The sequence below is a fragment of the Delftia acidovorans SPH-1 genome (genome assembly GCF_000018665.1).
Lineage (GTDB): Bacteria > Pseudomonadota > Gammaproteobacteria > Burkholderiales > Burkholderiaceae_C > Comamonas > Comamonas acidovorans.
Window position 1 is genome coordinate 682,771 of the sequence record NC_010002.1, and the last position, 20,094, is coordinate 702,864.

Annotated in this window: 21 protein-coding genes; 8 read left to right on the forward strand and 13 right to left on the reverse strand. The window is 65.7% G+C overall.

What is annotated here, in order from left to right; translation table 11 throughout:
* The first annotated feature begins 170 nt into the window (after positions 1–170).
* From DACI_RS03115 to DACI_RS03130, 4 genes are all read left to right on the forward strand, one after another.
* Positions 171–1,043 carry a flagellin domain-containing protein gene (locus tag DACI_RS03115; protein WP_012202550.1) on the forward strand — a complete coding sequence of 291 codons (873 nt, stop codon included), beginning with the start codon at positions 171–173 and terminating at the stop codon, positions 1,041–1,043.
* A 181-nt stretch (positions 1,044–1,224) separates the two neighbouring features.
* A complete protein-coding gene (gene fliD, locus DACI_RS03120; protein ID WP_012202551.1) occupies positions 1,225–2,646 on the forward strand; it encodes a flagellar filament capping protein FliD in 1,422 nt (473 codons plus the stop codon).
* 104 nt (positions 2,647–2,750) lie between these two features.
* On the forward strand, positions 2,751–3,164 hold the full coding sequence (fliS, locus tag DACI_RS03125) for a flagellar export chaperone FliS (protein ID WP_012202552.1): 414 nt from the start codon (positions 2,751–2,753) through the stop codon (positions 3,162–3,164).
* A 2-nt stretch (positions 3,165–3,166) separates the two neighbouring features.
* Entirely contained in the window at positions 3,167–3,466 is a 300-nt protein-coding gene (locus DACI_RS03130; RefSeq protein ID WP_012202553.1) for a flagellar protein FliT, read from the forward strand.
* A gap of 143 nt (positions 3,467–3,609) precedes the next feature.
* On the opposite strand, the gene DACI_RS03135 is transcribed toward DACI_RS03130, so the two are convergent.
* The 12 genes from DACI_RS03135 to flgB form a co-directional block, all read right to left on the reverse strand.
* Positions 3,610–4,902, reverse strand: coding sequence for an HDOD domain-containing protein (locus tag DACI_RS03135; protein ID WP_012202554.1), 1,293 nt, complete (start codon positions 4,900–4,902; stop codon positions 3,610–3,612).
* A gap of 21 nt (positions 4,903–4,923) precedes the next feature.
* Positions 4,924–6,123: a flagellar hook-associated protein FlgL gene (gene flgL, locus DACI_RS03140; RefSeq protein ID WP_012202555.1), complete on the reverse strand. Its 1,200-nt coding sequence runs from the start codon at positions 6,121–6,123 to the stop codon at positions 4,924–4,926.
* A 23-nt stretch (positions 6,124–6,146) separates the two neighbouring features.
* Positions 6,147–8,108 carry a flagellar hook-associated protein FlgK gene (gene flgK / locus DACI_RS03145; RefSeq protein WP_043780484.1) on the reverse strand — a complete coding sequence of 654 codons (1,962 nt, stop codon included), beginning with the start codon at positions 8,106–8,108 and terminating at the stop codon, positions 6,147–6,149.
* A gap of 14 nt (positions 8,109–8,122) precedes the next feature.
* Positions 8,123–9,085 carry a flagellar assembly peptidoglycan hydrolase FlgJ gene (flgJ, locus tag DACI_RS03150; RefSeq protein ID WP_012202557.1) on the reverse strand — a complete coding sequence of 321 codons (963 nt, stop codon included), beginning with the start codon at positions 9,083–9,085 and terminating at the stop codon, positions 8,123–8,125.
* Positions 9,082–10,230, reverse strand: a complete 1,149-nt coding sequence (locus DACI_RS03155; RefSeq protein ID WP_012202558.1) for a flagellar basal body P-ring protein FlgI — start codon at positions 10,228–10,230, stop codon at positions 9,082–9,084. The genes flgJ and DACI_RS03155 overlap by 4 nt, the downstream gene beginning before the upstream one ends.
* A gap of 20 nt (positions 10,231–10,250) precedes the next feature.
* Positions 10,251–10,958 carry a flagellar basal body L-ring protein FlgH gene (locus tag DACI_RS03160; RefSeq protein ID WP_012202559.1) on the reverse strand — a complete coding sequence of 236 codons (708 nt, stop codon included), beginning with the start codon at positions 10,956–10,958 and terminating at the stop codon, positions 10,251–10,253.
* Positions 10,959–11,159: 201 nt separating this feature from the next.
* Positions 11,160–11,942, reverse strand: coding sequence for a flagellar basal-body rod protein FlgG (gene flgG, locus DACI_RS03165; protein WP_012202560.1), 783 nt, complete (start codon positions 11,940–11,942; stop codon positions 11,160–11,162).
* A 22-nt stretch (positions 11,943–11,964) separates the two neighbouring features.
* Entirely contained in the window at positions 11,965–12,705 is a 741-nt protein-coding gene (locus tag DACI_RS03170; RefSeq protein WP_012202561.1) for a flagellar basal body rod protein FlgF, read from the reverse strand.
* Positions 12,706–12,734: 29 nt separating this feature from the next.
* The gene (flgE, locus tag DACI_RS03175) at positions 12,735–14,006 is read right to left on the reverse strand and encodes a flagellar hook protein FlgE (protein WP_012202562.1); all 1,272 of its coding nucleotides are present in this window, start codon (positions 14,004–14,006) and stop codon (positions 12,735–12,737) included.
* A 40-nt stretch (positions 14,007–14,046) separates the two neighbouring features.
* Positions 14,047–14,709, reverse strand: coding sequence for a flagellar hook assembly protein FlgD (locus tag DACI_RS03180; RefSeq protein WP_012202563.1), 663 nt, complete (start codon positions 14,707–14,709; stop codon positions 14,047–14,049).
* A gap of 34 nt (positions 14,710–14,743) precedes the next feature.
* Entirely contained in the window at positions 14,744–15,148 is a 405-nt protein-coding gene (gene flgC / locus DACI_RS03185; RefSeq protein ID WP_012202564.1) for a flagellar basal body rod protein FlgC, read from the reverse strand.
* 30 nt (positions 15,149–15,178) lie between these two features.
* The gene (flgB, locus tag DACI_RS03190; protein WP_013800365.1) at positions 15,179–15,592 is read right to left on the reverse strand and encodes a flagellar basal body rod protein FlgB; all 414 of its coding nucleotides are present in this window, start codon (positions 15,590–15,592) and stop codon (positions 15,179–15,181) included.
* A 234-nt stretch (positions 15,593–15,826) separates the two neighbouring features.
* On the opposite strand from flgB, the gene flgA reads away from it, so the two are divergent.
* From flgA to DACI_RS03205, 3 genes are all read left to right on the forward strand, one after another.
* The gene (gene flgA / locus DACI_RS03195; protein ID WP_012202566.1) at positions 15,827–16,591 is read left to right on the forward strand and encodes a flagellar basal body P-ring formation chaperone FlgA; all 765 of its coding nucleotides are present in this window, start codon (positions 15,827–15,829) and stop codon (positions 16,589–16,591) included.
* A gap of 78 nt (positions 16,592–16,669) precedes the next feature.
* Positions 16,670–16,990: a flagellar biosynthesis anti-sigma factor FlgM gene (gene flgM / locus DACI_RS03200; protein WP_012202567.1), complete on the forward strand. Its 321-nt coding sequence runs from the start codon at positions 16,670–16,672 to the stop codon at positions 16,988–16,990.
* A 76-nt stretch (positions 16,991–17,066) separates the two neighbouring features.
* Positions 17,067–17,438 (forward strand): hypothetical protein, encoded by a 372-nt coding sequence (locus DACI_RS03205; RefSeq protein ID WP_012202568.1) that lies wholly within the window; start codon positions 17,067–17,069, stop codon positions 17,436–17,438.
* Between the two features lie 444 nt (positions 17,439–17,882).
* Here DACI_RS03205 and fliE read toward each other — a convergent pair whose 3' ends face one another.
* Complete coding sequence (fliE, locus tag DACI_RS03210; protein WP_013800367.1) at positions 17,883–18,200, reverse strand: flagellar hook-basal body complex protein FliE; 318 nt, start codon at positions 18,198–18,200, stop codon at positions 17,883–17,885.
* Positions 18,201–18,377: 177 nt separating this feature from the next.
* Here fliE and fliF point away from each other — a divergent pair, with 177 nt between their 5' ends.
* Positions 18,378–20,078, forward strand: coding sequence for a flagellar basal-body MS-ring/collar protein FliF (fliF, locus tag DACI_RS03215; protein ID WP_012202570.1), 1,701 nt, complete (start codon positions 18,378–18,380; stop codon positions 20,076–20,078).
* Positions 20,079–20,094: the final 16 nt, after the last annotated feature.

The following is a 20,094-nucleotide window of genomic DNA, read 5'->3' on the forward strand; positions in this document are numbered from 1 at the left end:
AATTGGCGCCGGATCATGGGCTTTATCGGCGCTTTGGCGCAGGGGCTTTTCCGCACAATCGTTGGCATCAGATAGGCAGAGCTGGAAGTCCTGGCGTGCTTTCTGGCGTTCTGGCGGCTTGGGGTCGTCGAACGGTTGGCCATTGTTCATGCCTAACGAGGAGCTGCCCCATGGCATCCATCATCAACACCAATCTTGTTTCGCTTAACGCCCAGCGCAATCTCAGCACATCCCAGTCGTCGCTGAGCACGACCATGCAGCGCCTGTCCTCGGGTCTGCGTGTCAACAGTGCAAAGGACGACGCGGCGGGTCTGGCCATTGCCGAGCGCATGAACGCTCAGGTACGCGGCATGAATGTGGCCATGCGCAATGCCAATGACGGCATTTCCATGGCGCAGACGGCCGAAGGCGCGCTGGGCAAGCTCAGCGACAACCTGCAGCGCATGCGTGAGCTGGCCGTGCAGGCCGCCAACGACACCAACGGCACGACGGACCGTGGTTCGCTGGACAAGGAGTTCCAGCAACTGGCACAGGAAATCGCCCGTATTGTCGGCAGCACGAGCTTCAACGGCCGCCAGCTGCTGGACAACGACAATCCCACCGTGTTCCAGGTGGGCGCGAACACTGGCGCCGACAACCAGATCACCATCACGGCGGTCAACCTGACCGGCGCATCTCCTGGTGGCCTGGCCATCACGGCCGGAACGCCTCCTACCCTGGGTGGCGCCCTGGGTTCGCTGCTCGGCGCAGGCAGCTCGGCGCCTGATGCACGCCTGTCCATGGAAGCCATTGACACGGCGCTGGACCTGGTCAACAACACGCGCGCCACCTTCGGTGCCGCACAGAATCGCTTCGAGGCCGTGATCTCCAATCTGCAGGTGGCTGCAGAGAACACCGCATCCGCACGCTCGCGCATCATGGATGCCGACTTTGCCGCCGAAACCGCGAACCTGAGCCGCACGCAGATCCTGCAGCAGGCCGGCACAGCCATGGTGGCCCAGGCCAACCAGCTGCCCCAGTCGGTGCTCAAGCTGATCCAGTAAGAGGGAACCCGCGGGGCTTTTGAGCCTGGCTGCGCGGGGCGTGGCCAAGAAAAGCCTCAGGTTCCGGAAAAACCGGTCGATAAGATACCGGGGAATGCTCTCGGGCATTTGGTGTGCGTGTTCGCAAGGACGCGCTCTGCGCTATGGCGCGGAGGTGTTCTGCACTTAGAAAGGGATGGTCATGGCCACCTTGAGTTCAGCTGGCATCAGCGGCAGCGGCCTGGACGAGACGATGATCGCCAAACTGGTGGCCCTGCAAAGGCAGTCACTGGTTCCGCTTCAGCAAAAAGCGTCTGTCCTGGATTCCAAGATATCCACGTTCGGGCAGATCAAGTCCCTGATGTCCACGCTTCAGGACGCGGCCACTTCGCTGGCCAATGCCGATACGTGGCGCCTGACCAATGCTGCCACGACCAATTCGGCCGTGGCGGTTTCGGTCACGGACGCCAATGCGCTGCCGGGTTCTTCGGTAATCTCGGTGAACAAGCTGGCGCGCAGCCAATCCGTGGCCACCGGCATCATGCCGAAGGACACGCAGTTCGGCGCGGGCAAGCTCACCATCACCATGGGCGCTTGGAACGCGAACGGAACCCAGTTCAGCAACCCGGGAACGCCGCTGGATATCGATATCGCAGCAGGCGCCAAGCTGGAGGACGTGGTCCAGGCCATCAACAGCAAGGGCGCGGGCGTGGTGGCCTCGGTGCTCAAGGATGCCCAGGGCGAACGCCTCGTTCTGCGCTCGCGCAGCACGGGCGCGGATTCGGGCTTCACTGTGGATGCCAGTGGTGATTCCAGCCTTTCTGCACTGGCGTTCAATGGCGCGGCCACCTCGGGCTCCGTGGCGCAGTACGCCCAGAATGCCGAGCTGACTGTCAATGGCATCACAGTGCAATCGACCACCAACGAATTCAAGCAGACTCTGCCGGGTCTCAACATCACCGTGAACCAGGAGACAGCTCCAGCAACTCCAGTGACGGTGACGGTGTCTTCGGATACCGACGGCATGAAGAAGAAGATCCAGGCCTTCATGGATGCCTACAACGCGCTCAACGACGCGTTGTCCAGTTCGACCAAATACGACGCCGAAAGCAAGGTGGCGGGTCTGCTGCAGGGCGACTCCACCACGGTGGGCATGACCAACAGCCTGCGCAGCGTGGTCTCGGGTACGGTCGATGGCGGAGCGGACACGCTCAAGCGCCTGTCGGACATGGGCATCCAGATCCAGAAGGGCGGCAAGCTGGCCTACGGTACGACGGCCAGCGACAAGACCAAGCTGGACGCAGCGCTGAAGGACCCCGAGTCCATGAGCAAGATGTTTGCCGCGGTGGGTACGGACGGGCAGCCCAATACGCAAGGCCTGGCCGCGCGCATGAAGGATTTCACGCGCAAGGCGCTGGAATTCGATGGCACCTTCGACACCAAGAGCAAGAGCCTGCAGGAGCTCAAGAAGAGCAACGGCAAGTCCCAGGACCGGATCAATGACCAGGCCGATTCGCTGGAAAAGCGCCTGCGTGAGCAGTACGCGTCCCTGGACAAGAAGATGAGCGGCTACTCGGCGCTCAGTGCCTACATGAACCAGCAGGTTTCCCAGTGGAATAAATAAATAGGAGCCATGCGGAGCGGCGGTCGTGTTTTCTGTAACCAATGCCCGGTGCCTCTAAATTTTCAGGCATTGCAGCCGAAGAACAAGACATCAAGGAAACGAACATGTACACATCGCTCAACCGCCGTGCTGCAAGTGCCTACGCCCAGGTCGGCGTCCAGTCCTCCGTGGACGGCGCATCGCCCCACCAGCTGATCCAGCTGCTGTTCGACGCGCTCGAAAAAGCGCTGAACGCGGCCAAGGGAGCCATGCAGCGTGGCGACATCGGTGAGAAGGGTGTGCAGATCGGCAAGGCCGTGCGCATTCTGGAAGAAGGCCTGAAGGCCTCCGTCAATCCCGATGAAGGTGGCGAGCTGGCCCAGAACCTGATTTCCGTCTACGACTACAGCATCACCCAGCTGACGCTGGCCAATCTGCGCAACGACACGGCGCTGCTGCAAAGCGCGCAGGATGTGCTGGCTCCGATTGCCCATGGTTGGCGCGACATCGCCAACGCGCCAGCCGTTGCCGGGACCTAGAAATGGAGCTGACATTGATTGACTTTTACCGGGCCATAGAAGACAGCAGCGCCAAGATGCTGCAGGCCGCACAGAACAAGGATTGGGAGGGGGTGACGCGCTACGAGGGCACCTGTGCCGTGCTGATCGAGCAGCTGCGGCTCAAGTCGCATGACGAGCCGCTGGCGCCCGATCAGCGCAAGGAGAAGGCCCGCATCATGCAGCGCATCCTGCGCAACGATGCCCAGATCCGCACGCTGGCCGAGCCCTGGCTGGCACAGTTCGAGCACATGTTCGACGGCCAGCCCCACGCCATGCATTGAGCAGGGCAGATCGGCAGGAGCTGCATCCGCAGCCTTCCTGCCGGCCATAAAAAAACCGCCTGATGTTCAGGCGGTTTTTTTATGGGCGGAATCTGCGGATGCCAGCGGCGGCTGAGGCTTCCCACCCGGCCGCTGTGGACTGATCAGGCCGCAGGCGAGGGTTGCACCTGCAGTTCGCTGAGCATGCGCAGCAGGATGCGGTTCACGTCCTCGATCTCGAAGGCGTGTTCTTCGCGCAGCTGGCGAATCGGTGCGGGATCGTCGGACTCCAGCGCAATGGCCATGAGCAGGGCCGGCGCGTAGGGGCCGGTGCGCGTCACTGCGGCGTCGAAGACGCGCTCGGACACGGGAATGCGGCGCAGCGCGGTGGGCAGGGGTTCGCCCAGCAGCTGGTCCAGCTGCGAGAGCAGGCCCAGCAGATAGACCTCGCGCTGCAGGTCGTGGCTGATGCCGGCCTCGATCAGTCGCTCGGTCAGGCTGGCGCGCAGCCGGATGGCGGTGCGCACGGGCACCAGGCTGGGCTCGGTGCAGGCGTGGGGCAGCTGGTCGGACAGCCAGCGCTGCAGCGTGCCGTATCCAAGCATCACCAGGCCGCGGCGCAGCGAGTCCACATTGCCCCGCAGGCCCAGGGCTGCGGAGTTGGTGTAGAGCATGAAGCGATAGGCCAGGATGGGGTCCTCGCCCAGGATCTGCTCGAAGGCCTCGATCGATTGCTCGGCATCGACGGCGCGCATCAGTGCGAGCACGGTGTCGCGGCTGGGCAGGGCGGCGTGATGGCGCTGGGCATGCAGCGTATCGGCCACGGGCCAGCCGGCGATGGCGCCCGCATGGAAGCTGTCCAGGCACAGGTCGGTCAGGGCCAGGCTGTCCAGACCCTCGTACATCTGGCCGCCCAGCAGTTGCAGGGGAGGCAGGGTGGGTGCGGGCCTGGCGGCCTGCTTCAGGGCCTGGAGCTTGGCAGGTGCATGGGCTGCCTGCGCGGCCTGTTGCAGCGCAAGCGCTGTCTGGTTTTGCATGCCCGAGGCGCCTTCGGGCGGCAGGTGCAGCAGGCTGCTGGCAAACCAGTGGGCGGCCTGGGCGTCGGGCACATCGGACAGCGGCCCGCGCCAAACCAGCATCAGGCCGCGCGCATGCGCCTGGCGCACCAGGTCGTAGATGGCGGAGTCCTGCAGCCAGTCGCCGCGCACCTCGATCCAGGGGCTGCCCTTGGAGGCGTTTTCCAGCAGGTCGCACAGCACCTGGCGCGACTGGGGCGACAGCAGTACCGGCGGCGACTGCGTGCTCCAGGTCTCGCGCAGTATGCGCAGCAGGTGGGCCACGTCGGCCTGGACGCCGGGTTCCTCGTGAAGATAAAGCTGCACGCCCGCCAGACGGCGGGCCTGGTTCCAGAGCGGCCTATAGCCGAGGGTCAGAGAGCTCAGGACGGACTGGACCATGGATGCATGCGCGGGTGGCTATCAGTTGATGAAGTTGAACAGTGACAGTTTCTGGATCGAGGCATAGGACTGCAAGGCAGCCTGCATGCCCACCTTCTGCATGTCCACATCGGAGAGGGCCTTGATCATATCGATGTCTTCGGCCCGCGACCGCGCCGCTTCCTGCTGGTCCGCCTGGTTCTTCATGTCGTCTTCAAGGCGGTCGGCGCGGTTGAGCTGGTCGCCGGCGAAGCTGCGCATGGCCTGGACGCGGCTCATGCCGGCATCGAGTTCATTGAGGCCGCGGCCCAGCGCCTGCTGCATGGCGCCGGCATCGGTGGCGCCGTTCTTCACGCCCGCGATCACGTTGTCCAGCACGCTGAACAGGTCGGTGCGCTGGCTGGGGGCCAGCGTGAAGCTGTCGCCCGTGGCCAGGTTGCCCGAAATCTTCATCGACATGCCGCCCACGGTGATGCTGTCGCCGGCCGTGTAGGGAACGGCCGTACCGGTCGTGCCACCGGAGGTGACGGTGTAGCTCAGGGCGCCCGTCGTGGCGTCCTTGGTGAAATTCAGGGTGTAGCTGGCGCCCGTGATGGCGCTGGGGTCCGACACCGTGCCCAGGTCGGCATAGGCCGAGCTGCCCGTGGGCGACTGGCGCGACACGGCGAAGACGCCGTTGCCCGTGGGCACGTTCATCCAGGTCGCAAAGCCGTCCAGCGCCAGCGGCAGGCCGTTCTCGCTGCCCGTGGCCTGGCCTGGCTGCAACTGGGAGTTGGCGCCGGGGGTGCTGTTGACGAGAGGATCTTCCTTGCTGCCCAGCCCGCGGAAGATGGGCAGGCCGTTGGAGTCCTTGGCATTGGCGTAGCTCAGCACCTGGTTGCGCAGGCTCTCGAGCTGCTGCACCAGCGCATCGCGCGCCTTCTGGTCATAGGAGCCATTGCCGGACTGCAGGATCAGGTCGCGGAAGTCCTTGAGCGCGTCCTGGGCCGTGCCCAGCTTGGATTCGCCCTGGGCCATCACATCGCGCTGCAGGCCCAGCACGCGTTGGTCGTTTTCCGAGCGGGAGATGCGCGTGAGTGCGCGTTCGGCCTGTGCGGCGGCCACGGGGTCGTCGCTGGCGCGCACCACGCGCTTGCCGGAGGTGGTCTTTTCCATCAGGTCCACCAGACTCGTGTTGCGCGAGTTCAGGTTGTTGATGGTGCTGTCGTACATGTTGGCCGTGCCAATGCGGGAGATGCTCATGGTGGAATGCTCCTGTCCTGTGATCAGCGGCCCACGGTCTGCAGAACGCTGTCGAAAATGCTTTGCGCGACCTGCAGCATCTTGGCCGAGGCCTGGTAGGACTGCTGGTACTGCAGCAGCTTGGCGGCCTCTTCGTCGAGGTTCACGCCCGAGACGGCCGTGCGGTCCGCCTCCAGGTTCTTGGCAATGGTCTCGGACAGCTTGGCCGCGTACTGCGCGCTCTGCGTGCGCGTTCCGACCTGGGCCATGGCGGTGGAAAAACCGTCGCTCAGCGTGGTCGAGCCATCGAAGAGCTTGCTGTCGCGCAGGGCCAGGAAGGAGCTGGCATTGCCCGCATCGCGCTGATAGGCCGTGCCGTACTGTGGGTCGGTGGCCTTGCCCAGCGTGACCTTGTCGCTGGTGGTTCCATTGATGGCGGGCGTGCCGGTGATCTTGACCTGCAGGCCCGGTGCCAGCTGTATGGCCTGGCCGGAGGTGTACAGGCCCGTGGCGGGTACGCCTGTGGGTGCCGGGGTGATGGTGTACTCCAGCTGCCCGGCGCCGTTCTTGCTGAATGACACCTCGGCACCGGCGAAGTTGGTCAAGTCGAAGCCCGCGCTGACCTGGATCCCGCCCATCTGCAGGGTGGCATCGCCCAGCGACTTGATGCTGGCGGCCACGGGGTTGGCCACGGCCAGGTCGTTGGGCGAGTGCACGGCGGCCTGGATGTCGTGGGCGCCTGCCGCCATGGGGCGGAACAGCACGGTGTTGCCCGACACGCCTTCGGCCTTGAGGTCGAAGCGCAGGCCGTCGATCTCCTTGGAGCTCAGGTCGGTCATGTCGGTGAAGTCCGTGACCTTGCCGTCCGACAGGCGGATGACCTTGCCTGCCGGCGCCGTGCTGCCGAAGACGATCTGGTAGTCGGATGCCTTGAGCTGGCTGGAGTCGACCACCGTGGTCGTCGGCGTGGTGGCGCCGGTCCACTGCGCGCCCGTGGTCGAGCCGTTGCTGACCATGGACAGCTTGAACAGATTGCTGCCGCTTTGTCCCGACAGCGTCAGGCCCAGGTTGTTTTGCTCGTTCAGCGAGTCGCCAATGGCCAGTGCCATGCGGCCCAGCAGGTTGCGGCCCTCGGTCAGGTCGCTGCCCTGGAACTGCAGCAGGCCGGCGATCTCGCCGCCACCCAGCATGGAGGGCGTCAGTTCCACGTTCTGGCCGCCGGGCTGCTGGAAGTACAGGGCCATCTTGCCGCTGCCCGGGAACTCGGTGGCTTCCTTGAGCGTGAGCTGTGCGGAATTGGGCCCCAGCACCAGCGGCTGGCTGCCGCCCACGAACAGGCTGATGCTGCCGTCGTCCGCAGGGATCTGGCTGGTCTGCACGTATTTGTTGATGTTGCGCACCAGCTGGTCGCGCTGGTCCAGCAGGTCGTTGGGCGTCTGGCCCGAGGCGATGGAGCGGCTGATCTGCGCATTGAGCGTGGCTACCTGGCCGGCCAGGCTGTTGACCACGGTCACATCGTTGCCCATCTGCTGCTTGGCGCTGTAGTCCAGCTCGTCCAGCTGGGCCGATGCCGAGCGAAAGCGCGCCGCCAGCTCGTTCATGCGCGTGAGCACCACCTGGCGCGCCGACGGGTCGGTGGGCGCACCGGCCACGTCGCCGAACGAATTCATCATGTCGGTGATCGCCGCGCCCAGGCCGGTCTTGCCGCCGCCGAACACTTCCTGCATCTGCGCCAGCGAGGTGGCACGCGCCGAGTCGGCCGCCGACACGGCGCTGGCCGTGGCTGCCTGGCGGTTGAGCAGGTCATTGAAGTTGCGCAGGATGGTGTTCACATCCACGCCATTGCCGATGTAGCCGCTGCCCATGTTCTGGCCCGGCGAGGTCTGGAAGGCCACGCTCTGGCGCGAATATCCGGCCGTGTTGACGTTGGCGATGTTGTGGCCTGTGGTCTGCAGGGCGATCTGGTTCGCCATCAGGGCGCGGGACCCGACGTTCAAAAGGCTCATGACGTGTTCTCTGGTTAGGCTTGGGCACGTGCCGCGCTCTGCACGGCGCTCTGGATGGCGCGGCTGAGCTTGCTGGCGTATTCGGGATCGGTGGCGTAGCCGGCTTTCTGCAGCTCGGTCGCATAGGCCAGGGCCGAGTCGGTCTTGCCCATGGCTTTCTCGTAGCGCGGATTGCTGGTGATCAGGCGCGCGTAGTCGCGGAAGGACTCCTCGTAGGAGTCGTAGGCGCGGAACTTGGCCGTGACCTTGCGCGCCACGCCGTCGATGTATTCGGTGGTCGTGACCTCGGCGACCTTGCCCGTCCAGCCCTTGCCGGCCTTGATGCCGAACAGGTTGTGGGCATTGCTGCCATTGGCATTCTTGATTTCGCTCTTGCCCCAGCCGGTCTCGTGTCCGGCCTGGCCCAGCATGAAGGCGGCCGGAATGCCGCTTTCCTGCGCCACGCGTGCAGCGGCGTCGCCATGGTGGGCGACGAAGTTGTCACGGCCCTTGGGCGCGGGCGCGTAGGCGTTGACGGACTGGGCCGCGCTGCTGCGGCTGCCGCTCCAGGCACCTGTGGTGCCATTGGCGCTGCCGGCCGTGCTGCGCCAGGCGATGCGGCTCATGCTCAGTGTGGAGGGCACGGAGATCTCGGCATCCTCGGCGGCTTCCGAGCCCATGGTGCGGGCCAGCTGTCGCGTGATGGCATCCGACAGGCCGCCGGGCTGGCCCGACATGGCCACCGACAGCTGCTGGTCCAGCATGTCGGTGCTCAGGTTGCCCTGTGCGCTGTCGAGCAGGCCGGACTTCATGGTGGCCTCGCGCATGCTCTTGATCATCTCGCGCATGAACAGCGATTCCAGCTGCTTGGCGGTTTCCTTCGCGGCCTGCGGACTGTTCTCGCCGGCCGCGAATTTGAGTGCGTTGAGGGATCGGGCGTCGGCCGCCAGCGCATTGCTGGCCGCAGTCTGCGATCCGTTGGGAAGTGCGATGCTCATATCACCTCCAGTTCGGCGTTGAGGGCGCCTGCTGCCTTGATGGCCTGCAGGATGGCCAGCAGGTCCTGGGGCGTGGCGCCCAGCGTGTTGAGTGCGCGCACCACGTCGGTCAGTTGCGGGGAGCCGGGCATGTTGATGATGTTGCCGGGCTCCTGCTTGATCTGGATGTCGGACTTCTGGGCCACCACGGTCTGGCCCTGCGAGAAGGCGCCCGGCTGGCTGATCACCGGCGTGGTGCTGATGGTGATGGCCAGGTTGCCATGCGCGATGGCGCAGGGGCCCAGGGTCACGGCCTGGTTGAGCACGATGGAGCCCGTGCGTGCATTGATCACGACCTTGGCCGAGGGCTTGGAGGTCTCGATCGGCATCTCCTGGATCTCGGCGATCATGCGCACGCGCGATCCCGGGTCCTGGGGCGCGGACACGCGCACGGTGCGCCCGTCCAGCGCCTGTGCCACGCCCTGGCCCATGCGCTGGTTGATGGCGCGCACCACCTTGTCGGCGGTCTGGAAATCGGTGGCGTTCAGGCCCAGCGTGATGCTGTCGCCTTCATTGATCGGGGTGGGTACGGCGCGCTCGACCTGGGCGCCCTGCGGCACGCGGCCTGCGCTCAGGTGGTTGATCTGCACCTTGGAGCCGCCGGCCGAGGCGCCGGCGCCGCCGACCACGAGGTTGCCCTGGGCCAGCGCATAGATCTCGCCATCGGCGCCGCGCAGCGGCGTGGCCACCAGGGTGCCGCCCTTGAGCGACTTGGCATTGCCCACGGAGGAGACCACCACGTCGATGGCCTGGCCCGGCTGGGCAAAGGCCGGCAGTTCGGCGGTGACGATCACCGCCGCCACGTTCTTGAGCTGCAGCTGGCCCGAATTGCCTGTGGCGGGCAGCGAGATGCCCATCTGCTCCAGGTAATTGGCCAGGGCCTGCTTGGTGTAGGGCATCTGGGTGGTCTGGTCGCCCGTGCCGTCGAGGCCGACCACCAGGCCGTAGCCGGTCAACTGGTTGCTGCGCACGCCCTGGATGGCAGCGACCTCTTTGATGCGTGTTGCATGCGCCGGCAGGGTCAGCATGCTGGCGCCAAGGGCGGCTGCAACCCAGAAGGGGCGCTGCGCTTGGCGCAATGTCAGGAGCATGGACAGTACTTTCATGCTGTCCATTCTCCGGAGAATCAGAACGGCATAACGTTCAAAAAGAACCGGGACAACCAGCCAATTGACTGCGCTTCCCCGGCCTGTCCGCGGCTGCGCGATTCCACGCGCACATTGGCCACCTGGGTCGATGCGACCAGGCTGCCGGGCTGCATCGTGCGCGGGTCCACCGTGCCCGTGAAACGCAGCACATCCACGTTGTGGTTCACGCCGATCTGCTTTTCTCCGGCGATCACCAGATGGCCGTTGGGCAGCACATCGACCACTGTCGTGCTGATGGCGCCCGTGAACGTGTTGTCGCTCGACGTCGAGCCCGAGCCCGTGTAGTCGTTGTTGTTGTTGAAACCGATGTTCGAGCGGTCCTTGAGATTGGCCAGCGCATTGCCCGAAAACAGCGGCAGCGCCGAAATCCCGGCCGTGGTCTTGTTGGACCGCTTGAGGCCCGAATCCGACTTCTGGCTGGCCGTCACACGCTCCACGATCTGCACCGTCACCAGGTCCCCCACCAGGCGCGCACGCCGGTTCTCGAAACCGGGCCGGTAGCTGGCCGCGTTGAACAGGCTGCCCGTGGGGCTGCCCGCCACCGGGGCGGGCTGCGGCAGCACCGGCGGCGCCGTGGACGGCATGTCCACCGGCGGCGGGTCATTGAGCGTCGTGCAGCCCGACAGGACTGCCGCCAGCGCCAGGCACGTGCCCGTCGCGGAAAGGGAGAAGGTTCGTTGGGTCATGGCGATGTTCCCGGTGTTTCAGTGATCCATGCTTCGCATGAACCTGGCGAGCCATAGGCATGTGGCGCGACCCCGGAGACCGGCGCGGCCCAGGTCAGGGACGCCGAGCAAGGGCCGCCCCGCAGCGAGGGCGTCGTCCCCCTCCCTCGCGAAGCGAGTAGAGAGGGGGAAGCGGCGAAGCCGCTCAGGGGGAGAGATCAATTACAACTGCGCCAGCTTGGCCAGCATCTGGTCCGACGTCTGGATGGCCTTGGAATTCATTTCATAGGCGCGCTGGGTCTGGATCATGGTCACCAGCTCCTGCACCACGTTCACGTTCGAGCCTTCCAGGTAGCCCTGCTTGATCATGCCCATGCCGTTGACACCGGGCTGGCCCTGCTGGGGCTGGCCCGAGGAAGCGGTTTCCGTGAACAGGTTCTGGCCGCGCGGCTCCAGGCCGGCCGGATTGATGAACTGGCTCATCGCGATGTTGCCCACCTGCTGGGGCGCGGCCTGGCCGGCCATGGTCACGCTGACCACGCCCTCGGGGCTGATCGACACCTTGGTTGCGCCCTGGGGAATGGTGACGCCGTTGGCGATGGGCATGCCGCTGGCAGTCACCAGCTGGCCCTGGGCATCGACCTGGAAGGAGCCGTCGCGGGTATAGGCCGTGGTGCCGTCGGGCATGTTGACCTGGAAGAAGCCGTTGCCGTCGATGGCCACGTCCAGCGCATTGTTGGACTGCTGCAGGGCGCCCTGCAGGAAATTGCGCGAGGTGGCCACCGTGCGCACGCCCAGGCCCAGGTGCAGACCCGTGGGCAGCTGGTTCTGCTCGGTGGTCTGGGCGCCCGACTGGCGCAGGTTCTGGTAGATCAGATCCTCGAACACCGCGCTGGCGCGCTTGTAGCCCGTGGTCGAGACGTTGGCCAGGTTGTGGGAGATCACATCCAGCTGGGTCTGCTGGGCTTCCATGCCGGTCTTGGAGATGAACAGCGAATTGATCATGGCGTTTTCCTTTTCAGTGCTTTCAGCCGTTCATGCTCAAGAGTTGGCTGGCCGTCTTGTCATTGGTTTCTGCCGTCTGCAGCAGGCGCATCTGGGTCTCGAATTGGCGGGCGGCGGCAATCATGCCGACCATGGTCTCCACCGAGTTCACGTTCGAGCCTTCGATGGCGCCGGACAGCAGGCGTGCGTTCTCGTCGTTGGGCAGCGGATCGCCGTCGCCCGTGCGGAACAGGCCGTCATTGCCGCGCACCAGCGCGGTGTCCTCGGGCGGCGTGGCCAGCTTGACGCGGCCCACGGCCACGGGCAGCTGGTTGCCGGTCTTGGCGGTCAGCGTGCCGTCCGAGCCCAGCGTGATCGTGGACTCGGGGGGAATGTCGATGGGGCCGCCGCCGTCGGACAGCACGGCCTGGCCGTTGCTGTTGACCAGTTGGCCCTCGGGGGAGACTTCGAACACGCCGTTGCGCGTGTAGGCCTCCTGGCCATCCAGGCCCTGGACGGCGAACCAGGCGCGGCCCATGGCCATGGCGTCCAGTGCGCGGCCCGTGCGCTGGGTGGGGCCGGGCGTGTCCACGTAGCCGGAGGTCGCCTCCAGCGCGAACACGCGCGTGCCCGCGCCGCTGCCCTGCAGGGGCACGGAGCGGAAGGTGGACATTTCGGCCCGGAAGCCGTTGGTGCCGGCATTGGCCAGGTTGTGGGCCAGCACGGACTGACGCTGCGCCGCTGCGTTGGCGCCCGTCATGGAGGTGTAGATGATGCGGTCCATGCCGGCTCTCCTGACTCAGTTCTTGGCTATCAGCGCAGGTTCACCAGGGTCGAGAAGACCTGGTCCTGGGTCTTGATGGTCTGGGCATTGGCCTGGTAGGCGCGCTGCGCGGTCATCATGTTCACCAGCTCGGCGGTCAGGTCCACGTTGGAGTCTTCCAGCGCGCCCGAGCGCAGCGAGCCGAAGGTGCCCGACTCGGCCGTGCCGTTCAGGGCCGGGCCCGAATCCGAGGTCTCCACCCACTTGTTGTCGCCCACGGCGCCCAGGCCCTGGGTGTTGGTGAAGGCGGCCAGGGCCAGCTGGCCCTCGGTGCGCGTCACGCCGTTGGAGTAGGTGGCCACGATGGAGCCATCGTTGCCGACATTGATGCCGGTGAGCGCGCCTGCGGTGTAGCCGTCCTGCTTGAGGCTGCTGACCGCGAACTTGGAGCCGAACTGCGAGACGTTGGAGAAGTCCAGCGTCACGCCCGCCGTGCCATTGATGGTGCCGGGCGTGGGCGCGTTGGGGTTGCTGCTCTTGATCTGCGCCGTCACGGGGCTGCCGCTGGTGATCTTGCCGGAGGCATCGAACACCAGGGTGGTCAGCAAGGTGGCGACCTTCGGGGGCGATGCCGTCGGATCGTCCAGGCCGTCGTAGACCTTCCAGGTGTTGGAGGCTGCGTCCTTCTCGAAGTACATCTGCACCGGTGTGGGCACGCCCTGGCTGTCATAGACGTTGATCGAGGTGCCATAGGTGGCGCGCGGCGTGGCGGGCACGGGCGGCGTGGCGGTGGAGTTGCCGGCTGCGGGCGTGGCGCGCGCATCGAGGTTCAGCGACACGTCGATCTTGGTCGTGGTCTTGGCAGCGATCGGCTGGCCCGAAGGAAAGACCATGGGCACGGGCTGGCCGCCGGCCAGCACCTTGCCCGTGGTGGCGTCCACGGGGTAGCCCATGACGTTGTCGCCCTGCACGGTCTTGAGGTTGCCCTGCTTGTCCAGGCCGAAGTTGCCGGCGCGCGTATAGGCCGTGCTGCCGTCGGGCTGGCGCACGACGAAGAAGCCGTTGCCGTTGATGGCCACGTCCAGGTTGTTGCCCGTGGTGGTGATCGGGCCCTGGCGGAACTGCTGGGTCACGGCGGCCACATTGACGCCGATGCCGCTGTTCTGGCCGCTGGCCGAACCCACGGCGCTGGCCACGGCCTCGGCGAACTCGGCGCGCGAGGACTTGAAGCCCGTGGTGTTGGCGTTGGCGATGTTGTGGCCGATCACGTCCAGGTTCTTGCTGGCGGCGTTCAGACCCGAGAGGCCTTGTTGGAATCCCATGGTGTGCTCCTGCGATGTATTTGGGTGGATGGTGCGGGGGTCAGTACACGGCCTTGACGGAGGCGTAGGCGACGTTGGTGCCGTCGTCCAGCTCCAGCGTCAGCTTGCCGTCGGTGGTGCCTGTGGCGAGCACCGCATGGGGCGACAGCGTGGTCGAGGCCACGACCGTGTCGGCATTCGTGGCCTGCACCGTGTAGCGCAGCTGGCTGGCGTCGCCCGTGTACTTGCTGCCGTCCCAGGTGAAGTAGTTGCGGCCAGCGGTGCCGCTGCCCAGCTCGACGGTGTCCACCAGCTCGCCGCTGGCGGTGGTGATCTGCACCTTCACGTCGGCGGCCGGGCCTTCGAGGTCGAAGGCAGCCGTATAGGACTTTTCCTTGCCCACGCCCAGGGTGTTGCCTTCGGTCAGCACGGTGCGGCCGATCATCTGCGTGCCCTGCAGCACCTGCATGGCGGTGAACTGGCCGGCCATGCTTTCCATGGTCTTGTTCAACTGCTGGATGCCGGTGACGGTGTTGATCTGCGCCATCTGCGAGGTCATCTGCGCGTTGTCCATGGGATTCATGGGATCCTGGTTGTTCAACTGCGCGACCAGCAGCTTCAGGAAACGGTCCTGCGCCGCCGCGGGGTCGGTGGTCGAATTGCTCGTGGCGGACTTGTTGTTGATGTCGGCCGTGCTGGCGACGCTGCCTGCGCCATAGATCATGGGAGTGGCTCCTGGAAAGTGGTGCGGACGGGGCTCACTGGCCCATCTGCAGGGTTTTGAGCAGCAGCGACTTGGTCGTGTTCATGACCTCGACGTTGTTCTGGTAGGAGCGCGAGGCCGAGATCATGTTGACCATCTCGTCCACTGCGCTGACGTTGGAATGCGTCACATAGCCTTCGGCATCGGCCAGCGGGTGCTGGGGGTCGTGGATGCGGCGGCCGGGCGTGTTGTCCTGGCTGATGGCGCTGACGCGCACGCCCGAGGAGCCTTCCTCGCCCATGGCCACGGTCTGGAAGACCACCTGGCGCGCCTGGTAGGCCTTGCCGTCGGGGCCGGCCACGGCATCGACGTTGGCCAGATTCGAGGCCACGACGTTCAGGCGCTGCGATTGGGCGCTGACGGCACTGCCGGAGATGCTGAAGATGGAGAACATGGACATGGGAAAGCTCCTGTGATCTGTGGCGCCGGCTTACTGGCCCTGGATGGCCGACAGCATGGTCTTGGCCTGGCCGTTCAGAAAGCGCAGCGTGGCTTCGTAGCGCACGGCGTTGTCGACGAAGTTGGCGCGTTCGCGGTCCAGGTCCACGGTGTTGTTGTCCATGTTGGTCTGGGCCTGCACCGAGTAGCCGAGATGGCTTTGCGCGCTCTGCCCCGAGGCGGCGGCAGGCAGGGGAATGTGTCCGCCCTGGCTGACGCTGGCCAGCGTCATGGGCGAGGGGCCGGAGGTAACGGCCGTCAGCGCCTCGCGGAAATTGAAGTCGCGCGCCACATAGCCCGGGGTGTCGGCATTGGCGATGTTGCTGGCGATTGCACGCTGGCGCTCGGCGCGCAGCACCAGCGCCTTGCTCTGGAAGTCCAGTCGTTCAGTCATCTTGTCGAGCATGTCGGCCTCGCCCTCTGGGATTTGCGGTGATCGGTTGACGAAATGGCGGCAGCCCACGGACTGCGGCATGCGTCGATTATGGAAATCGGGCCCGAACGCTAAAGCGCGAAGAAAGCGCGTTTGCCTGCGCAGTTCGGCGCTTCGGAAAAGAGCGCTCGTCCTATATTTGCTGGCATCGCTCCAGGTGTCCCACCCATCCTGACGGGAGGCCGGAGCAAGTCAGGAGCCACAGCCATGCCGAACTTCAGCACCGCCCATTCGCTATCCGCCGTCCGAGCCCTCGCTCGCGCCGCCGCATGCGCTGCGCTTGCCGCTGGAGCGTCGCTGGCAGGTCCTGCCTTCGCGCAAAACGCTCCTGACGGTGCAGCCCAGCTCAGCCAGATCGGCCAGCGCTTTGCCGACGAGGCCCTGCAGCAAGGCATGGCCGGCGCAGGCGCCTTGCCCCTGCGCATGGAAGTGCAGATGGGCCAGCTCGATCCCCGCCTGCGCCTGGCCGCCTGTGCCAAGGTCGAACCCTATTTGCCCGCAGGCTCGCGCCTGTGGGGCCGTACCCGCCTGGGTCTGCGCTGCCTGCAGGGCGCCGTGGCCTGGAATGTGTTCCTGCCCATCACGGTCAAGGCCTGGGGGCCGGCCTGGGTGCTGCAAAACGGCGTGCCTTCGGGCCGCCCGCTGTCGGCCGACGATGCCGTCCAGGCCGAAGTGGACTGGGCCGAGGAATCGGCCGCCGTCTACGCCAACCAGCAGGACTGGGTGGGCCTGGTGGCCTCCCGCCCGCTGGCCGCAGGCCAGGCGCTGCGCCAGAACATGCTGCGCACGCCGGCGCTGTTCGCGGTGGGTGCCGAAGTGCGAGTTCTGGTCAACGGTGGTGGTTTTTCCGTCACATCGTCGGGCAAGGCCATGTCGGCCGCCGGCGAAGGCCAGACCGTGCGGGTTCGCATGGATAATGGCCGGCTCATCTCCGGGGTGGTGAATCCCGAGGGCGTGGTGCTGGTCCAGTAAAAAACCCTCAAGTTTTGTTCCAGGCAGTCGAAAGCTAGGCACAGCGCCTCACGCCGCCAGGGCGATTGGAGAATCAAGATGAAGATAGGTCAAAAACCGGAACTGCCCGCCGCTGCCTCCCAGGCCGCCGCCAAGCAGCCCAAGACAGCCAGCACCATTGCCACCGAGGAATCCTCCGCCCAGGCCCAGCCTGCCAAGGCGGCCGGCGTTCCCGTGTCGTTCTCGACCTCGGCCCGCGCACTGGACCAATCTGGTCGCGCCACGGCCGATTTCGATGCCAACCGCGTCAAGGAAATCCGCGAAGCCATTGCCAACGGCACCTTCCGCGTGAACGCCGACGCCGTGGCCGACAAGCTGCTGGCCAACTCCGAAGAATTCCTCTCGCACTCGCGCGTCTGAGCGCGGGTTCGGTTCTTTCTCGGTTTTTTCCTTCCGGCGCGAGCACGCGCTTTCTTTTTTCAGCAAGGCCTGTCCCATGACTCTCAGCGAGATGCTCGATTCCCTGGACGCGGTGGTCCGGATGGTGTCCGCCTCGCTGCAATCGAAGGATGCGGTCGCGCTGGAGCAGTCCAGCACCCGGCTGCGCGATGCCATGGCGGCGTTCTCCGAGCTGGCCCGGCGCTTCAGCGCGGCCGACTGGACGCAGGAGCTGCGCGAACGCGCCCAGGCCCTGGGCGAGCAGATGGCCATGCAGCGCGACCAGCTGGCACGCATGGCCGTGGTGGCCCAGAGCCAGGCGGCGGCGCTGATTCCCCAGACTTCGGACCAGGCCACGTATGGACGCGACCTGTATGGACACCCCCATGCCGGACCGGGCAAGGCGCGCATCTACCACTCGGCCAGCTGAAGCCGCGTCCCTTTTTTCTCTCTCTCTTCTTTCTTCCCGCTGCTCAACCCTCCGGCATCCGTGCCCGAGGGTTTTGTCTTTTCCGGGCTGGGATTCGGTTGAATGAATCTGCGCAGCGGGCGCAGGCATGGCTGGAGCTTGGGCGTACCCATCCATGCGCGGGATGAGGCTGCGCTTGGTCAAAGAGGTGGAGGCGGGGGAATGCTTGATGGCCGTCCGCAGGAAGGGCGGCCAGGAATGAGGGATGGCCAGAGGCCAGATCCGGGGAAAACGAAGCAAGGACCCTGAAGGCGGCAAGATCCGAAATGCGCGGAAATGACGCTGCCGTGCAATGGCAATGCAAGCGCAATGCAAGCGCAATGGCGCGCGCAAATCCCGTTCGGTCTGCGGTTTGCGGTCTGCGATCTGGGGAGGCAAAGAGGGTCCGGCCGGGGCCGGACGTCCTCACACCTGCATGTTCATCACGTCGGTATAAGCCTGCACGAGCCGGTTGCGCACCTGCATCGTGGCCTGGAAGCCGATCTGCGCCTTTTGCATGGCGATCATGGTTTCTTCGAGGCTGACGGCCGGGTTCTCCAACTGCACCTCACGCTGCAGCTGGCTGGAGTTGTTCTGGGCTGAACTGACGGACTGCAGCGCGCCTTGAAGGGCCTGGCTGAAGCCGCCAGCCGCCACTTTGGTCGATGCGTCGCCTGCGCCCACGCCTTTGGGGAGCTGGGTGCCGTACAGGGGAGAGGTGGTACTGGGGATGCGAAGGTCCATGACACATTCCATCGGAGTTAGCAAGATGACGAGATCGTAGGGCGGCAGGGTTTTCGCATCGCGGCAAATAGACGGCCAAACGGCGCGCTTATCGGGCGAATGTGAAGCGGCGGACTTCGAATAATCGACAGCACGCTAGGGTCCTGTGTGTGCAGGGCTCGAACACCTGGAACCAAGATGTCTGCTGTCGCTGAAATCCCTGTCCCTCAAGCCACTCCCGTGCCCCAGCCTGCCTTGCAGCAGCGCTGGACGGCCATGGACCGTGGCGCGCGCCTGCGTTGGGGCGCGATCGCCGTGCTGCTGGTTGTCGCCCTGGGTGCGGCGGCCATGTTCTACCGCCAGCCGGACTACAAGGTGCTGTTCTCCAACCTGAGCGACAAGGATGGCGGCGCCATCGTCGCCCAGCTGTCGCAGATGAACGTGCCTTACCGCTACACGGAAGGCGGCGGTGCCATCCTCATCCCGTCCGACCGCGTGCACGATGTGCGCCTGAAGCTGGCCACCCAGGGCCTGCCCAAGGGTTCGGTGACGGGTTTCGAGCTGATGGAGAACAGCAAGTTCGGCATCACCCAGTTCCAGGAACGCCTCAATTTCCAGCGCGGTCTTGAAGGCGAACTGACGCGTTCCATCCAGGCCCTGGCCGCCGTGCAAAGCGCACGCGTGCACCTGGCCCTGCCCAATCAGAACGGCTTTTTCCGCGAGCAGCAAAAGCCCTCGGCCTCGGTGCTGCTGAGCCTGTACCCGGGCCGTGTGCTGGACCGCACGCAGATCGCGGGCATCGTGCACCTGGTGGCCTCCAGCGTGCCCGAGATGGCTCCCACGGCCGTGAGCATCCTGGACGACTCGGGCAAGCTGCTGTCGCAGTCGCCCGACGGCAACGCCAACGCCGTGGACATGCAGCAGCTGAACTACACCCAGCAGATCGAGCAGCAGTACGTGCGCCGCATCCTGGAGATCCTGGAGCCCGTGGTCGGCAAGAACAATGTGAAGGCGCAGGTCTCGGCCGAGATGGATTTCAGCCAGACCGAATCGACTTCGGAGCAGCACCGCCCCAACCAGTCCTCCGACGCGGGCGTGGTGCGCAGCCAGCAGGTAGTGGAGAGCACGGGCGAGCAAAAGCCGCCCCAGCCCACGGGCATTCCCGGCGCCACCAGCAACCAGCCGCCCCAGAACGCTTCTGCGCCCGTCAACGGCGCCAATCCCGCGCCCCAGGCGGCCGACGGCCAGAACGCCGCCCGCTCTGCCAGCAAGCGCGAGTCCATCACCAATTACGAAGTGGACAAGACCGTGCGCCATACACGCGGCAGCACGGGCAGCATCAAGCGCCTGACGGCCGCCGTGGTCATCAATGCGCCCCTGGTGGCTGCCCCTGCGCCGGCCGCTGCCGGTGCGGCAACCGATGCAGCCACCGTCGCTGCCGCCGCACGCGGCCTGACGGCAGCGCAGCAGGCGCAACTGCTGACCCTGGTGCGCGAGACCGTGGGCTACAGCGCAGAGCGCGGCGACTCGGTCAACCTGGTCAGCACGCCCTTTGTGCAGGACGAAGTGCCCGCCGATGTGCCGCTGTGGCGCCAGCCCGAAGTGCTGGACATGGCCCGCAGCCTGGGCGTGCCCATCGGCCTGGCCCTGTTCGGCGCCATCTTGCTGCTGGGCCTGGTGCGACCCATGCTCAAGGGCCGCAAGACGGTGGCCGTGGGCGGACAGCTCAATGCCATCGAAGGCGAGCAGCTGGACCGTCCGGCGCTGGCTGCACCCGCTGTCGATCTTTCGCCCACGCAGGAGCAAGTGCGCCTGGAGCAGGCGCGCCAACTGGCCAAGCAGAACCCGATCGCGGTGGCCAACATCGTCAAGACCTGGATCAACGGCGAGGCCACCTGAGCCTCTCAAAACACGG

What these genes read in the sequence shown, in the direction of transcription:
- DACI_RS03115 (WP_012202550.1), top strand. Translation starts at nt 171, where the DNA reads ATGGCATCCATCATCAACACCAATCTTGTTTCGCTTAACGCCCAGCGC.
- fliD (WP_012202551.1), top strand. Translation starts at nt 1,225, where the DNA reads ATGGCCACCTTGAGTTCAGCTGGCATCAGCGGCAGCGGCCTGGACGAG.
- fliS (WP_012202552.1), top strand. Translation starts at nt 2,751, where the DNA reads ATGTACACATCGCTCAACCGCCGTGCTGCAAGTGCCTACGCCCAGGTC.
- DACI_RS03130 (WP_012202553.1), top strand. Translation starts at nt 3,167, where the DNA reads ATGGAGCTGACATTGATTGACTTTTACCGGGCCATAGAAGACAGCAGC.
- DACI_RS03135 (WP_012202554.1), bottom strand. Translation starts at nt 4,902, where the DNA reads ATGGTCCAGTCCGTCCTGAGCTCTCTGACCCTCGGCTATAGGCCGCTC.
- flgL (WP_012202555.1), bottom strand. Translation starts at nt 6,123, where the DNA reads ATGAGCATCTCCCGCATTGGCACGGCCAACATGTACGACAGCACCATC.
- flgK (WP_043780484.1), bottom strand. Translation starts at nt 8,108, where the DNA reads ATGAGCCTTTTGAACGTCGGGTCCCGCGCCCTGATGGCGAACCAGATC.
- flgJ (WP_012202557.1), bottom strand. Translation starts at nt 9,085, where the DNA reads ATGAGCATCGCACTTCCCAACGGATCGCAGACTGCGGCCAGCAATGCG.
- DACI_RS03155 (WP_012202558.1), bottom strand. Translation starts at nt 10,230, where the DNA reads ATGAAAGTACTGTCCATGCTCCTGACATTGCGCCAAGCGCAGCGCCCC.
- DACI_RS03160 (WP_012202559.1), bottom strand. Translation starts at nt 10,958, where the DNA reads ATGACCCAACGAACCTTCTCCCTTTCCGCGACGGGCACGTGCCTGGCG.
- flgG (WP_012202560.1), bottom strand. Translation starts at nt 11,942, where the DNA reads ATGATCAATTCGCTGTTCATCTCCAAGACCGGCATGGAAGCCCAGCAG.
- DACI_RS03170 (WP_012202561.1), bottom strand. Translation starts at nt 12,705, where the DNA reads ATGGACCGCATCATCTACACCTCCATGACGGGCGCCAACGCAGCGGCG.
- flgE (WP_012202562.1), bottom strand. Translation starts at nt 14,006, where the DNA reads ATGGGATTCCAACAAGGCCTCTCGGGTCTGAACGCCGCCAGCAAGAAC.
- DACI_RS03180 (WP_012202563.1), bottom strand. Translation starts at nt 14,709, where the DNA reads ATGATCTATGGCGCAGGCAGCGTCGCCAGCACGGCCGACATCAACAAC.
- flgC (WP_012202564.1), bottom strand. Translation starts at nt 15,148, where the DNA reads ATGTCCATGTTCTCCATCTTCAGCATCTCCGGCAGTGCCGTCAGCGCC.
- flgB (WP_013800365.1), bottom strand. Translation starts at nt 15,592, where the DNA reads ATGCTCGACAAGATGACTGAACGACTGGACTTCCAGAGCAAGGCGCTG.
- flgA (WP_012202566.1), top strand. Translation starts at nt 15,827, where the DNA reads ATGCCGAACTTCAGCACCGCCCATTCGCTATCCGCCGTCCGAGCCCTC.
- flgM (WP_012202567.1), top strand. Translation starts at nt 16,670, where the DNA reads ATGAAGATAGGTCAAAAACCGGAACTGCCCGCCGCTGCCTCCCAGGCC.
- DACI_RS03205 (WP_012202568.1), top strand. Translation starts at nt 17,067, where the DNA reads ATGACTCTCAGCGAGATGCTCGATTCCCTGGACGCGGTGGTCCGGATG.
- fliE (WP_013800367.1), bottom strand. Translation starts at nt 18,200, where the DNA reads ATGGACCTTCGCATCCCCAGTACCACCTCTCCCCTGTACGGCACCCAG.
- fliF (WP_012202570.1), top strand. Translation starts at nt 18,378, where the DNA reads ATGTCTGCTGTCGCTGAAATCCCTGTCCCTCAAGCCACTCCCGTGCCC.